Here is a 13,478-nt window from a genome sequence, read left to right on the forward strand (position 1 = left end):
GATGGTGGAGCGTATCGCAGCCGACTGGTTGGCCGCAGCCTCGCTTCAGGCGGTCTTCGATGCGCTGGAAACCGGCGGCGAAGAGGCACGCGCGGTCGGCGGTTCGGTGCGCAATACGCTTCTCGGCGTTCCGGTGACGGATATAGATATTTCCACGACGAATCCGCCTGACGAAGTTGTTCGCCGTACCAAGGCGGCGGGGCTCAGGGCCGTTCCGACCGGGATCGAGCACGGGACGGTAACCGTGGTCAGCGATCACGCGGCCTACGAAGTGACGACGCTGCGCGAGGACGTGGAGACGCATGGGCGCCATGCGACGGTGCGCTTCGGGCGCGATTGGGTCAAGGATGCCGGGCGGCGCGATTTCACGATGAACGCCCTTTATGTGGACCGTAACGGCGTTCTCTTCGATCCCGTTGGCGGCCTTGAGGACCTGAAGGCGCGCAGGGTCCGCTTCATTGGCGACCCGGCAGCCCGCATTCGTGAGGATTACCTCAGAATCCTGCGGTTTTTCCGCTTCCATGCCCAATACGGCTCAGGCGAATTGGACAGGAATGGCCTTCATGCGGCGATCGAAGGTCGTGACGGATTGCGGCGTCTTTCCGCCGAAAGGATCGGGCTGGAGATGCGAAAGCTCGTGTCCGCGCCCCGGGCACCTGAAACCCTGAGCCTGATGGCCGATATCGGCATCCTTGAAATCGTGCTCGCGGGCATCGCCAGGATCGTCGATTTTAACAATCTGCGCCGTCTTGACACGGTCTCGGACGACACCCGTGCACCCGCAGTCGGCCTTGCCGCCCTTGCCGGATTTATCGATGAGGATATCGATCGTATCAGCGACCGGATGCGCCTTTCCAACGCGGAGCGAAAGCGCATGATCGGCGCGCTGCACGTGGCAGACCGGGCCGGCCGGCCGGACGATCGGCTTTCGGCGAAGGAACTGGTCTACCGGCATGGCCGCACGGCCGCCGTCGACGGGCTTTTGCTTGCCTGGGCGCGGCAGGGCGGAGACCCCAGGGACAGGCATTTTCGAGATGCGCTCGAGCTGGCGCGCAGTTTTCGCGCGCCGCAATTCCCGGTCAGAGGCAAGGATTTACTTGGCGTCGGCGTTCCAAGAGGCCCCCGTGTGGGGGAGTGGATGGCGCTTCTGGAGCGGGCATGGATCGATGCCGACTTCGAACTGACTTCGGCGGAATTGCTAAAGTTGGTGGATGTCGAAGTGAACCCGGACGCGCGCTGACCGTCGCCCGTTTCCTTCTTTCCCGGGCCAAGCGTTCGGCTCTGCCGCATTTGCCTGCAAGCCTGCCAAGGTCTTTCAATATCAAGGTTAAGTTATATTCGATACATGGCCTCGATTTTGACAATAGATAATTAGTTTTTCTTCTGATGAAAAGCTTGTGCGAAAACTTGATAACAATATAGTATAGACAGTTCATTCATATGAATTTCATATTTATCCTGAAAGGTCTGAAATTATATTTTTTGTGCTGTTGAAAGATCGAATGGATCATTGTATCTCTACGCTCTCTAGCGCCGAAGTCGGGACGTGATTACCTGAGCGTAGTCGTTTGGGGCGCGTCATGTTTACCTATCCTCCCGCACGACTTCCGGCTTGCTTCTCACTCAGTGTGTCGCGTTCCGGCGTGGCCGCTACCGGCTCCGGTGCCTCCATGCGCGTCGGTCCGGGCACTCGAACCGGGGGTTTTTTATGACTGCCAAACTCATCGACGACGAAAGCTACGTCGAAGAATACACCGAGGATTTCGTGGGCAATTGGGACAAGCTGATCGGCTGGGATGGCCGGCGCAAGAGCGAGTCCGGGTTCTTTCATCGCTTGTTGAACGCTTATGGCGTTGAATCCGTTGCCGATATCGCCTGCGGTACGGGGTTTCATTCGGTCGTCCTGGCCGAAGACGGTTTCAAGGTGACGGCCTGCGACGGCTCGGCCAACATGATCGAACGGGCCAAACAGAATGTCGTGCAATCCGGCGTCGAGCTGGTCGATACACGCGTCGTCGACTGGCGCGAGCTTCACAAGGCCTTCGGTCCGGAGGCTTTCGATTCTCTGGTTTGCCTCGGTAACGCGTTTTCGCATCTTTTCGAACATGAATCGCGCCGCGATGCGCTTGAATCCATGTTCAAAGTGCTGAGGCCTGGTGGAATACTCATCATCGACCACCGCAACTACGACAGCATCCTGGATGAAGGCTACAGCACCAAGCACGAGTTCTATTACACCGGCAAAGGAGTGGACGCGCGGCCGGTCATCATCAGCCGCACGATGTGCAAGTTCCAGTACAGCTTCCCCAATGGCGATCGGCATACGCTGCAGCTTTATCCGCTGCGCCAGAACTACATGAGCCATCTCCTGGAGGATGCCGGCTTCGTAGATGTAACCCGCTACGGCGATTTCGAGCGTCCCTACGACCACTACGACGTCGATTTCATCCAGCAGGTTGCCTTCAAGCCCGTCGACAAGACGAGCGGCATCAAGCCGAAGCGCAAGGAAACGGCGGCCCAGAAGAACAAGAACCTGACCCGTGTCGTGCGCGAAACGCGCGAATATTACGACGGCGCGGCGGATGAGATTTATCGCGACATCTGGGGCGAGAACGTCCACATCGGCACGTTCGAGCTAGAGGGCGAAAGCCTCCAGTCGGCGATGGTGCGTTCCAACCAGCGTATCGGCGACCTGATGGAGGTGCCGCGCAAGTCCCAGGTTCTCGATGTCGGCTGTGGCTACGGCGCAATGGCGCGCTTCCTGTCACGCCGCTTCGGTTGCCGGGTGCTTGCCACGAACATCTCCGAGCGGGAGCTGGAATGGGGTGCGGAACTGACGCGCGACGCCGGGCTCGACGATCTCGTCGCCTTCGAATGGGCCGATTTTCACGACCTGCCTTACGATGACGGCATCTTCGATATCTACATGTCGCAGGAAGCCTTCCTTCACGCCGCCGACAAGCAGAAGGTTCTCGACGAGGCTTACCGCGTGATCAAGCCGGGCGGTCAGATCGTCTTTACCGACCTTCTGGTGCGCAAGGACGTTTCGAAAGAGGACCGCGAGCGCATTTACCAGCGCATCAAGTCTCCGGACATGTTCGATGCCGCCGACTACCGCGAGGCGCTGGCAAAAAGCGGCTTCGATATCAAGACCGATGCCGACTGGTCGGAAAACGTGGCGCCCACCTACGCCTGGGTTCGCTCCGAACTCTTGCGCCGCAAGGCCGAGTTCGACGACCGGATCGGGGCGGAACTCGTGGAGCGCACGGCGAACGCCCTGCAGTTCTGGGTCGATGCGGCGAATGCCGGGAAGATCGGCTGGGCCTGCTTCATTGCGGAAAAGTCAGCGAATTGATCCACGATGCCGACTGCCGTGGAAAGCCACGCGATTGATTTCGCGGCAGTCGTTCTTTCAAGGGTGAAAAAGGGCGTTCCCGGGAACTTCCGATGGCCCTTCTCGCCCGCATCCGTGGGGGCACGTGCCTTTCAACGGGCAAAGTTGTCCCCGCACCATTTCAAGAAGGGTAACCTGAACTGATGGATGGCTATATCTTCTCTTCCGAATCCGTTGGCGCCGGACATCCGGACAAGGTCGCGGACAATATTTCCGACGGCATTCTCGATGCGATCCTCGCGGAGGACCGTTCGGCGCGCGTCGCATGCGAAACCATGGTCAATACCGGTATGGCCGTGATCTCGGGCGAGATCACGACGACTGCCAAGCTCGACTATGCCGAGATCGTGCGCGAGATCATCCGCGACATCGGATACACGGATCCGGCCCTTGGCTTCGCGGCTGACACGGCGGCCGTTCTCCTTTCGATCGACAAGCAATCTCCCGATATCGCGCAAGGCGTGAACGAAGGCGACGGGCTCGATCTCAACCAGGGCGCGGGCGACCAGGGCCTGATGTTCGGCTATGCCTCGCGCGAGACGCCCGAGCTTATGCCGATGCCCATTCAGCTTGCCCATCAACTGACCCGCCGCCAGGCTAGGTTGATGAAGGACGGCACGCTGCCGTGGCTGCGCCCGGACGCAAAATCCCAGGTTTCCGTACGCTACGTGAACGACAAGCCGGCGGCGCTCGACACGGTCGTGCTTTCCACGCAGCACGCAGAGGACGTGAGCCACAAGGAGCTTACCGAGGCGGTGATCGAGGAGATCATCAAGCCGGAAATGCCGGAAGGCTTCATCGATTCCGAAACGAAATTCCTCGTCAATCCGACCGGGCGTTTCGTTATCGGCGGGCCTGTTGGCGACTGCGGCCTGACCGGGCGCAAGATCATCGTCGACACCTATGGCGGCATGGCGCGTCACGGCGGCGGAGCGTTTTCGGGCAAGGACCCCTCGAAGGTCGACCGTTCGGCGGCCTATGCATGCCGGTATGTCGCGAAAAACGTCGTGGCCGCCGGTCTTGCCGACAAATGCGAGGTGCAGATCGCCTACGCCATCGGCATTTCCGAGCCCGTCTCGGTGCATGTGACGACATTCGGAACGGGCAAGCTTCCCGACTGGAGGATCGAGCAGCTTATCCGCGCCCATTTCGACCTTCGCCCGAAGGGCATCGTCCAGATGCTCGATCTGCTTCGCCCGATTTACAGGCAGACCGCCGCTTACGGCCACTTCGGCCGCGACGATGCCGGTTTCCCGTGGGAGAAGACCGACAAGGCCGAAGCGCTGGCGGATGAACTGAAGAAATCCGCAGTCGCTTGAAAGTCGCTGAAAAGACGTAGCGGCAAGTGAAAATCAGGCCCGGCGGCTTCAGGTTGCCGGGCTTTTTTCATCCATTTTTCACGTCCGGACCCTCATTGACTGTGCCTGCGGCTTTCAATTCGCAAGGGCCGTACCTAAATCGACTGACGAACAAGAATGAGCGACACCTCCGGAGCCTGAATGAAACTGATATATCGATTTCGTGCTGTTTTCCTTCTTCTGGCGCTTGCCACCACGCTAAGCCTGATTGCCGCCGATTATGCGGAGGCGCGGCGCGGATTTTCCTTCGGGGGCAGGGGTTTGCGCACGTTTTCGGTGCCCAAGGCGACGCCGACGGCACCACGCAAGGCGCAACCGCTGCAAAACACCCAAACGCCGCGGCAGAGCGCATCGCCTTCACAGGCGACAAGGCAGAATTCCGCCACTTCGCCGCGGCGTGGCCTCTTCGGTGGCGGTTTCTTCGGCTCCATGATGGGCGGTCTTCTGCTCGGCGGGCTTATCGGCATGCTGCTGGGCCACGGGATCGGCGGCTTCGCCGGCATGCTGGGCCTCCTGCTGCAACTGGCCATTATCGGCGGAATTGTCATGTTTTTCATGCGTCGGCGGCAGCCCGAACCGCAACCGGCCTATGCGCCGGCGGGCCTTGCGAGCGCGCGGCTTTCGCAGTTTTCGGGCCAGCGCGAAAACCACGCGTCACCGGGGTTCCGGGTGCCGGATATCGGTGGAGCATCCGCATCTTCCGCAGCGTCTACAAAGCCTTTTTCGGAAGGGGACGAGATCGGCGTAACACCTGAGGATCTGGACGTCTTCGAAAAGCTCCTGACCGAGATCCAGGAAGCCTTCGGGCGGGAGGACTATACTGCGCTGCGCGACCTTTCGACGACGGAAGCCTTTGGATTCCTTGCGGAAGATCTCGGAAAAGCAGCGTCCGCAGGCCTCGTGAACGAGGTGCGCGATATCAGGCTGCTGCAGGGTGATCTTTCGGAGGCATGGCGCGAGGGTGCGGAGGATTTCGCAACGGTTGCAATGCGTTACTCGTCAATTGACGTAACGAGAGAGCGAGCGACGAACAAGGTCGTCGAAGGCGATCCCGACACCCCCTCGGAAGTGACGGAACTTTGGACCTTCGTGCGCGAAAACGGCGGAAACTGGCGGCTTTCCGCCATCCAGCAGGCCGGGTGATACCGGCCTGACGGGGGCCTGAGAGGCTGTCCACGCAAGCGGCGAAGATAATTCCCAAAGGCGCGAAAAAGGTGAAACGAGGGGATTTGAGAAAGTCTCAGAATTCCCTCATGGCCATTTCACGACCGGCGGCATGGAAGACAGGATGGAGGCGACGTTTCCGCCCGTCCTGAGGCCGAAAATCGTGCCCCGGTCGTAAAGCAGATTATACTCCACATAGCGGCCACGGCGGATAAGTTGCTCCTCGCGCTCCGCCTCGCTCCAGGGCGTTTCGAAATTGCGTCGCACGAGGTCGGGATAGATCTTGCGGAAGGCGCGGCCGACATCCTGCGTGAAGGCGAAATCGGCCTCCCAATCGCCGCTGTTGAGATAATCGTAGAAAATGCCGCCGATGCCGCGCGGCTCGTCGCGGTGTTTCAGGTAGAAGTATTCATCGCACCATGTCTTGTAGTGGTCGTAATCGGCGCAGGCGTGAGCGTCGCAGGCTTCGCGCATGGCGGCGTGGAAGGCGCGCGTGTCCGGATCGGCTTGCGTGCGGCGGGCATCGAGAACGGGGGTGAGGTCCGCCCCGCCGCCGAACCACTGGCGCGTGGTGACGACCATGCGCGTGTTCATGTGAACGGCTGGAACATGCGGGTTGTGCGGATGGGCGATCAGCGAGATGCCGGAGGCCCAGAAGCGCGGATCTTCCGATGCTCCCGGAATCTGGCCGCGAAACTCCGGCGAGAACGAGCCGTGGACGGTGGAAACGTGAACGCCGACCTTTTCGAAAACGCGGCCATGCATCATCGACATGACGCCGCCGCCGCCCTTTTCGCCGTCGTGGTTCGTGCGGTCCCAGGGGGTGCGGACGAAACGGCCGGGCGCCATATCCGAAAGCGGGCCGGAAAGCGAGCCGATCTCATCTTCGAGCGCCTCGAAAGCGGAGCAGATATCGTCGCGCAAGCTTGCGAACCATTCGGGCGCGCGGATCTTCTTCTCCTCGATCCCGCCGGGGATCGGCCCGCCCTTGATATCTCCGCCCTTCGCCTTGTCGCCGCTCATGATCCGCCTTTCGAATTTGATCGATTGAAGAGACGTTTAGGGGAAAGCCTTCGTCTGGCGCAAGGCCTCGCCCAGCACCATCGCGCCGGATATCGCGACATTGAGCGAGCGCATGCCCTCCGCCATGGGGATCAAAAGCCGCGCATCGGCGGCATCGTGAACCGCATCCGGCACGCCGGCGGACTCCCGCCCGAGCAGGAGAATGTCCGAGCTTTCAAAGGAAAACGCGGTGTAGGGCTCCGCCGCGCGGGTGGAGAGCAGGACGAGCCGCCGCGCTTCGCCCTTCCGCCAATCCTCGAAAGCGGCGAAGGAGACATGGCGGGTCAGCGCCGCGCGCTCCAGATAGTCCATCCCCGCGCGCTTCAACGCATGGTCGGATAGCGGAAAACCCGCAGGCTCGATCAGGTGAACGCAGACACCCATGCAGGCGGCAAGGCGCAGGATCGTGCCCGTGTTCTGCGGAATATCGGGCTGGTAAAGGGCAAGATCGGGCACGGGCTTCCGCTTCGGCTTTGATGGTTCGGCAAAAGGGTTTAGCCGATTTTCAGGAGCCGTGAAACGCGCCCCGCCTCGCTTCATTTCACCGGCGCGCTTCATGCGGCCCAAGCTTTTCCCAATCGAACTCGACGCCGGTGCCGGGCGTATCGGGCGCCTGGGCGAGAGCGTTTTTCATCACGAGTGGCCGCTTCGTATAGGCGTCAATCGGAAAGGAATGCACCTCGATCAGGCCGGCGTTCTCCTGCGCGGACACGAGGGAGACGTGAAGCTCCTGCATGCCGTGGCTGCAAACGGGCAGGCCGTTACGGCGCGCAAGCTCGGCCACGCGCAGCCAGCCGGTTATCCCGCCGCAGTTGGAGGCATCCGGCTGGATGTAGGAAAGCTGCGAATTCTCAAGAGCGAGCGAGAATTCGTCGAGCGTGTGCAGGTTCTCGCCCATGGCAAGGGGAACGTAAGTCTCCTCCGCGATGCGGGCGTAGCCGAAATAATCGTCCGGCACGATAGGCTCTTCGAACCAGAGGATATCGAGGGGGGCGAAGGCGCGTGCCGCCGCAATCGCCTGATCGACGGTGAAGGAATAATTCGCATCCACCATGAAGGCGATGTCGGGGCCGATCAGATCGCGGACGGCGGCGGCGCGGGCGACGTCCTCGGCAAGTGTCGGCCGCCCCACCTTGATCTTCACTCCGTCGAAGCCCTCATCGAGGTAGGAGCGGACGGAGGCGAGAAGCTTTTCAAGCGAATAGCCAAGGTCGATACCGCCGCGATAGGCGCGGCATTCGCGCGCCGCCCCGCCTGCCATCCGCCAGAGGGGAAGGGCGTTTTCACGCCCCCGCAGGTCCCAAAGGGCGATGTCTATCGCCGATATCGCGAAGGAGGCGATGCCCCCGCGCCCGACATAATGAACGTGCCAGAGCATAGCGTCATGAAGCGCCTCGATCTCGCGCGCGTCCTGGCCAAGGAGGAAGGGGGCAAGATCATGTTCCACCATGGCAAGGATCGCGTGGCCGCCCTTGCCGCCGGTATAGGTGTAGCCGGTGCCGGAGCGCCCGCCTTCGGTGGTGACGGTCACCGTCACCAGCTCGAAATGCGTATGCGCGCCGTGCTTCGCATCCTCCAGAACCTCGGCAAGCGGAACACGGAAAAGCCGCGCGGATATATCCTTGATCGTGCTCACGGGTTGCCCCTCCGTGACGCTAGTTTTGTGCCACGTTTGGGAGATTACACGAAAGGAGTGGTGCAGGGCGTCGGTTCGGTGAGAAACGGAAATGGTCTAGCCGGTTCTGAGGGAGCGTAAAGGATGAGGGCTATGCAATCAGCCTCTTGAGCCTTGCCCCTTGGCCCAGGTCGTTTGACAAGCGGTATCGCGTAAAATTACAAATTCCGCTATCATAGGTTGATTCTTTTTAAGGAGCCGCACCTTTGAAGGAGACACAGCTTGACAACGAAAAGCACCGACTGCTTCAGGGGGACGCGGCGTTAAGACTGCGAGATGTTCCTGATGGTACTTGTCGCCTCGTGATCACTTCGCCTCCCTACAATATCGGGAAGGAGTACGAGAGAGATCGGAGGCGGACGCTGGATGAATACATTGAGTGGCTAGATCCAATTGTCCAAGCCTGCTGCGATAAGGTTGCGGAAGACGGGCATCTATGCTGGCAAGTGGGAAATCATCTCAAAGACGGAGAGGTATTTCCTCTAGATTATTTTTTCTATAGTATGATTTCGAGAAGGGGATTTAAACTCAGAAATCGTATAATTTGGCATTTTAATTTTGGATTACATGCGACAAAGAGATTTTCTGGTCGATATGAAACGCTCCTTTGGTTCTCGAAATCTGATAAATACTATTTTAATCTAGATCCGGTCCGTGTTCCACAGCTATATCCGGGTAAACGCCACGCGAGGGGGAAGGGTGCTAGAGCAGGGCAACCAAGTGGAAATCCCGCTGGTAAAAATCCGACAGACTTCTGGACGTTCGATCCGAACGAAGCGTTAAATGGTAATCCGATCTGGGATCTGCCGAATATCAAGTCGCGCCATCCGGAGAAGACTATTCATCCCTGCCAATTCCCAAGTGAGCTTGTTGAGCGATGCGTTCTCGCGTTCACTGAAGCAGGGGATACAGTATTGGATCCATTCGTCGGTGCTGGGACCACTGTTATCGCCGCCGCTAAGCACCAACGTATAGGTGTCGGCATAGATCAGAGCGAGAAGTACATTCAGATCGCGCGTTCGCGCTTGCAAGATTTTCTTGATGGAGATTTGGAGCTGAGGCCATTTGGTAAGCCGGTTCGCCGTCCCCGGTCGGGGGAGCGAGTCGCTACTGTACCTGCTGAGTGGCAGACGGCAGCCGAATAGTTTTTAGGACATTTAGAATGGCAAAGAAGCCTCAAAGCAAGAGTAAAAAAAGGAAAAAACTTACGCCTGAAGAGCGTCAAAAAAATAAACGTAGAGAATATCACATTCGAACTGTGCAATCAGTTCTTCGAAATGCTGGATTTGATCGAGTTCCGGAAGTTGCAAATAAAGATATTAGTTGGGGTGGGCAGGACGGCGAGTTTGATGACGTATTCGTATCCGAAAATATGGTTTTGTTGTTAGAATATACTACTTCTCAGTCTTCCGATGTTAGAGAGCATTTAAAGAAAAAGAAAATTATATTCTCAAATGTGGTTGCCGACCCAAAGGGTTTTCTTGATTATCTTCGTGGTAATTTTTCTGAATTCAATAAGAGGCTAGGGAATAAATTTCATGAAGATAGATATATTATTAGAATTTTATATTGTTCATTAAACGAATTTGACGAAAGTATAAAGGATGTTGTAAATGAACCTGTTTATTTTGATTATCCAGTTCTGAAATATTTTGAAAAAATATCTTCAATTATAAAACTTTCTGTTCGTGGTGAGTTATTGGAGTTTCTTCGTATAGATCCGAGTGACGTGGCCGAAAACGGATTGTTTCAACAGCAGGGCAATTCCCGTACCCTCAACGGTTCTATCCTGCCCGAGGCCTCTTCCGGATTTCCGACGGGATACAAGGTCGTATCGTTTTACGTTGATGCGGCATCTTTATTGTCGCGAGCATATGTCCTCCGCCGCGACGGTTGGCGAGGGTCATCTCAAGCTTATCAGCGCATGATAAATAGCTCAAAAATTGAGTCTATGAGGAAGAAACTGAAAACAGATCAGCAGGTCTTCGTGAATAATTTGATTGCTACCTTGCCGTCGGACGTTCATCCGGAGGAAAAGGATGGGAAAACTGTCGACATCACCACGTTAACTAAGACTTCTCCGGTAAAGATAAGACTACCAGAGCGAGCGAACTCAATTGGTATGATAGATGGTCAGCATCGGCTATTTTCATACTATAAGTCTAGAAATGATGATCCTGAAATAGCGCGACTTCGACATCATCAAAACCTTCTTGTTACGGGGGTTATCTATCCGCCTGATGTTGACGAAGAGGAGCAAGAGAGGTTCGAAGCCAAACTATTTCTATCGATTAATGCAACTCAAACTAATGCGCCAACACCGTTACGCCAAGAAATAGAGACGGTTCTTAATCCTTTCAGTGCAACTGCGATTGGTCGCCGAGTAATGGCGCAACTCGCGAAGAATGGGCCACTCACTGGTTATGTTGAAAAGTATTTCTTTGATAAAGGAAAATTAAAAACTAGCTCGATTGTAAGTTATGCTTTGGGTCCATTGCTTAAATTAAGCGGAACTGATTCTTTATTCTATATTTTTGATCACGAAAATAAGGAAAAAATTAATACAGAATCAGGCCAGAAGGTTTTGAACGAATATATAAACTTCTCTGTTTCGAAGATTAATATGTTTTTAAATGCCGTTAAGAATAATGTGGAAGCTAAAAGGTGGACAACGGATCCGAAGCAAAAAGATCGTTTGGTTACCGTCACGTATATTAATAGTTTTCTGATAACGATGAGGTATCTCATTGAGAGCGGAAACAAAATTGATGAGTTTTCGTCATTAAAAGCCGCTCTTTCCGATATTGATAGTTTTAATTTTAGAGCGTATCACTCCAGCCAATATGCGCGTATGGCGGAAAATCTATTTCAAACGTATTTTGCGAGCGACTATACTAATAGGAATAAGCCTGCTAACGACTCGTCATAATATTAATTGGCCGATCTATGAAGAGATATTCTGGATTGATTTAGTGCGGCGAGTAATGGCTCATTTGATAGAAATTAATCACCATGAAAAATAGCTAGCATGTTACTCAACAAGCATTACCGCTCTCGACGACATAACTCTGAAACCCAATCACCCAAGCTCTATCCCTAGCTCCCACCGCATAACTGCGGCATACTTTCACCGGGATGGTTGATCACGACAAAATCCTGAGGCTGCGGCCTCAGTTCACCGCCTATGCCTATGCGCTTTGCGGCGATGCTTGCGACGGGGACGACCTCGTGCAGGAAGCGATTGCCCGCGCGCTGGAAAGCGGGAGCGTGCCCGACACGCTGCCCGATATGCGGCACTGGATGTTCCGCGTCATCCGTAATCTCTACATTGACAGACAGCGCAGGAAAAAGGTGCGCTCGGAATATTCCGCCTCGTATAAACGTTTAATTGATGGGGAGCCGGCTGGTGAGGACAATCGGCTGGACTCCATCCTGATCCGGCAGGCGATGGCAGCGCTTTCGCCCAACCACCGCGAGGTGCTTTACCTGGTCGATGTGATGGGGATGAGCTATGCGGAGGCGGCAAACGTCATGACGGTTGCCACCGGCACGGTGATGAGCCGGCTGAGCCGGGCACGAAGGGCGATGGTGGATGAGCTTGAAGGGTCCAACGTCAGGCCGATGAGGGCAAGGCGGAAACGGAAGACATGATGCGCGGGCAGGAAAACGGCGGGCAGGAAAACGATTGGGTGCTGCTGAACGGTTTCGCCGACGGCGAACTCGACGCAGCACTATCCGCCGCGTTTGAGGCGCGCCTTGCCGACGAGCCGGGCCTTCAGGCCGAACTCGACCGTATCCTCAAGCTCAAGAAGGGCCTTGCGGCCCTGCGCCCCGCCGAAGCCGCCCCGGATGCCGCCACGGACGAACGCAAGCCCGCGAAGAAGCCGCGTGCGCGCGCTTTTGCGGCCATCGCCGCGTGTCTGATCGTCGCCGTGATGAGCCTCTCCGCCTGGCAGTATCTTCTGCCCCCGAACCTGGAAGACAGCGTGTTCGCCTTGCACGAAAGGCTGGCGCGGCAGACCTACGTCGTTGAGGAAGGCAAGGTGGAAAAGGTCGTCTCCACGGGCCGGGCGTTCGAGTTCAGCGCGCCGGACATGACGGCGTCGCGGCTGTTCCTCGTCGATGTGGAAACGGGCCGCGCGGGCGGGAGCGACATCGTCGGCCTGCATTACCGCGGGCTGCACGGCTGCCGGCTGACGCTGATCGCGGTCGACGGGGCATCCAGCGCGCCGCCGATGAAACGCGCCGGCTTTCTGGTGCGCAACTGGGCCGCAGGCGGGTTCGGCTTCGTGATGGTCGCCAGTGGCATGGACGCCGAGCGCTTCGAGGCCGTCGGCGAATACGCCGAAGCCGTGATCCAGCACCAGTTGCGCAGGCGGGATGAATTCCGCCACGCCATGAGCGAGACGGCGGCGCGCCCCTGCGCGTGAGCGAATTATCCGGCTAATTATCGTTTCGGGAAGTGGGGCCGGTCCTCGTTATAGTTCTCGGCCAGATAGTCGAGGATGCGGGTGCGGTCCGGCTCCGGAATTTCCGCCATGCCCTGCTCCTCGCGCATCCACTCGAACAGGTCCTCCCAATGCTTGCGGGTCTTGCCCTGCTGGGCGACGATCATCTCCGAATGGCAGGCCGTGCAGTAGATGTAGGTTTCCTCCACGCCCGGCGCGTTGAAAAGAATTCCGTATTCGGAATCTTCCGCGAAGGCCGGGGCGGAAAGGGCGGCGATCGCAAGACTCAGGCAGGTTGCGAGAAGATGGTTCATGGCAGGTCCGGGCTTGGGATGACGTGATGAAGGGGCGGCAGGTCTGCCGCCCCCAACGTTCGA

12 protein-coding genes are annotated in these 13,478 nt (G+C 57.3%); 8 read left to right on the plus strand and 4 right to left on the minus strand.

Annotated elements, in window-relative coordinates; all coding sequences use genetic code 11:
• Nucleotide 1 precedes the first annotated feature (1 nt).
• The 4 genes from GR183_RS00205 to GR183_RS00220 all read left to right on the plus strand — a co-directional run bounded on the left by GR183_RS00205 (nt 2) and on the right by GR183_RS00220 (nt 5,895).
• The gene (locus GR183_RS00205; protein WP_160773574.1) at nt 2-1,240 is read left to right on the plus strand and encodes a CCA tRNA nucleotidyltransferase; all 1,239 of its coding nucleotides are present in this window, start codon (nt 2-4) and stop codon (nt 1,238-1,240) included.
• 468 nt (nt 1,241-1,708) lie between these two features.
• Complete coding sequence (locus tag GR183_RS00210) at nt 1,709-3,355, plus strand: class I SAM-dependent methyltransferase (RefSeq protein ID WP_160773575.1); 1,647 nt, start codon at nt 1,709-1,711, stop codon at nt 3,353-3,355.
• A 182-nt stretch (nt 3,356-3,537) separates the two neighbouring features.
• Nucleotides 3,538-4,713 carry a methionine adenosyltransferase gene (gene metK / locus GR183_RS00215; RefSeq protein WP_202395780.1) on the plus strand — a complete coding sequence of 392 codons (1,176 nt, stop codon included), beginning with the start codon at nt 3,538-3,540 and terminating at the stop codon, nt 4,711-4,713.
• A gap of 180 nt (nt 4,714-4,893) precedes the next feature.
• Entirely contained in the window at nt 4,894-5,895 is a 1,002-nt protein-coding gene (locus GR183_RS00220) for a Tim44 domain-containing protein (RefSeq protein ID WP_160773576.1), read from the plus strand.
• Between the two features lie 108 nt (nt 5,896-6,003).
• Here the strand turns inward: GR183_RS00220 and hemF are convergent, their stop codons facing one another.
• The 3 genes from hemF to GR183_RS00235 all read right to left on the minus strand — a co-directional run bounded on the left by hemF (nt 6,004) and on the right by GR183_RS00235 (nt 8,614).
• Entirely contained in the window at nt 6,004-6,939 is a 936-nt protein-coding gene (gene hemF, locus GR183_RS00225; RefSeq protein ID WP_160773577.1) for an oxygen-dependent coproporphyrinogen oxidase, read from the minus strand.
• A 36-nt stretch (nt 6,940-6,975) separates the two neighbouring features.
• Complete coding sequence (locus tag GR183_RS00230; RefSeq protein WP_160773578.1) at nt 6,976-7,434, minus strand: tRNA (cytidine(34)-2'-O)-methyltransferase; 459 nt, start codon at nt 7,432-7,434, stop codon at nt 6,976-6,978.
• Nucleotides 7,435-7,519: 85 nt separating this feature from the next.
• A complete protein-coding gene (locus GR183_RS00235) occupies nt 7,520-8,614 on the minus strand; it encodes a mandelate racemase/muconate lactonizing enzyme family protein (protein WP_160773579.1) in 1,095 nt (364 codons plus the stop codon).
• Between the two features lie 245 nt (nt 8,615-8,859).
• Here GR183_RS00235 and GR183_RS00240 point away from each other — a divergent pair, with 245 nt between their 5' ends.
• The 4 genes from GR183_RS00240 (at nt 8,860) to GR183_RS00255 (ending at nt 13,083) form a co-directional block, all read left to right on the plus strand.
• Nucleotides 8,860-9,798: a DNA-methyltransferase gene (locus tag GR183_RS00240; protein ID WP_160773580.1), complete on the plus strand. Its 939-nt coding sequence runs from the start codon at nt 8,860-8,862 to the stop codon at nt 9,796-9,798.
• Between the two features lie 17 nt (nt 9,799-9,815).
• Nucleotides 9,816-11,582 (plus strand): DGQHR domain-containing protein, encoded by a 1,767-nt coding sequence (locus GR183_RS00245; protein WP_160773581.1) that lies wholly within the window; start codon nt 9,816-9,818, stop codon nt 11,580-11,582.
• A 206-nt stretch (nt 11,583-11,788) separates the two neighbouring features.
• Nucleotides 11,789-12,304: an RNA polymerase sigma factor gene (locus GR183_RS00250; RefSeq protein ID WP_160773582.1), complete on the plus strand. Its 516-nt coding sequence runs from the start codon at nt 11,789-11,791 to the stop codon at nt 12,302-12,304.
• Entirely contained in the window at nt 12,301-13,083 is a 783-nt protein-coding gene (locus tag GR183_RS00255) for an anti-sigma factor family protein (RefSeq protein WP_208999707.1), read from the plus strand. Before GR183_RS00250 ends, GR183_RS00255 begins: the two co-directional genes overlap by 4 nt.
• Before the next feature lie 17 nt (nt 13,084-13,100).
• On the opposite strand, the gene GR183_RS00260 is transcribed toward GR183_RS00255, so the two are convergent.
• On the minus strand, nt 13,101-13,415 hold the full coding sequence (locus tag GR183_RS00260; protein ID WP_160773584.1) for an aldehyde dehydrogenase: 315 nt from the start codon (nt 13,413-13,415) through the stop codon (nt 13,101-13,103).
• Nucleotides 13,416-13,478: the final 63 nt, after the last annotated feature.

The sequence above is a fragment of the Stappia sediminis genome, from assembly GCF_009826895.1.
GTDB lineage: Bacteria > Pseudomonadota > Alphaproteobacteria > Rhizobiales > Stappiaceae > Hongsoonwoonella > Hongsoonwoonella sediminis.

Bases quoted from the DNA above. Each gene is read 5' to 3' on its own strand.
- GR183_RS00210 (WP_160773575.1), top strand. From the start codon at position 1,709: ATGACTGCCAAACTCATCGACGACGAAAGCTACGTCGAAGAATACACC.
- GR183_RS00250 (WP_160773582.1), top strand. From the start codon at position 11,789: ATGGTTGATCACGACAAAATCCTGAGGCTGCGGCCTCAGTTCACCGCC.
- GR183_RS00205 (WP_160773574.1), top strand. From the start codon at position 2: ATGGTGGAGCGTATCGCAGCCGACTGGTTGGCCGCAGCCTCGCTTCAG.
- hemF (WP_160773577.1), bottom strand. From the start codon at position 6,939: ATGAGCGGCGACAAGGCGAAGGGCGGAGATATCAAGGGCGGGCCGATC.
- GR183_RS00255 (WP_208999707.1), top strand. From the start codon at position 12,301: ATGATGCGCGGGCAGGAAAACGGCGGGCAGGAAAACGATTGGGTGCTG.
- GR183_RS00220 (WP_160773576.1), top strand. From the start codon at position 4,894: ATGAAACTGATATATCGATTTCGTGCTGTTTTCCTTCTTCTGGCGCTT.
- metK (WP_202395780.1), top strand. From the start codon at position 3,538: ATGGATGGCTATATCTTCTCTTCCGAATCCGTTGGCGCCGGACATCCG.
- GR183_RS00245 (WP_160773581.1), top strand. From the start codon at position 9,816: ATGGCAAAGAAGCCTCAAAGCAAGAGTAAAAAAAGGAAAAAACTTACG.
- GR183_RS00260 (WP_160773584.1), bottom strand. From the start codon at position 13,415: ATGAACCATCTTCTCGCAACCTGCCTGAGTCTTGCGATCGCCGCCCTT.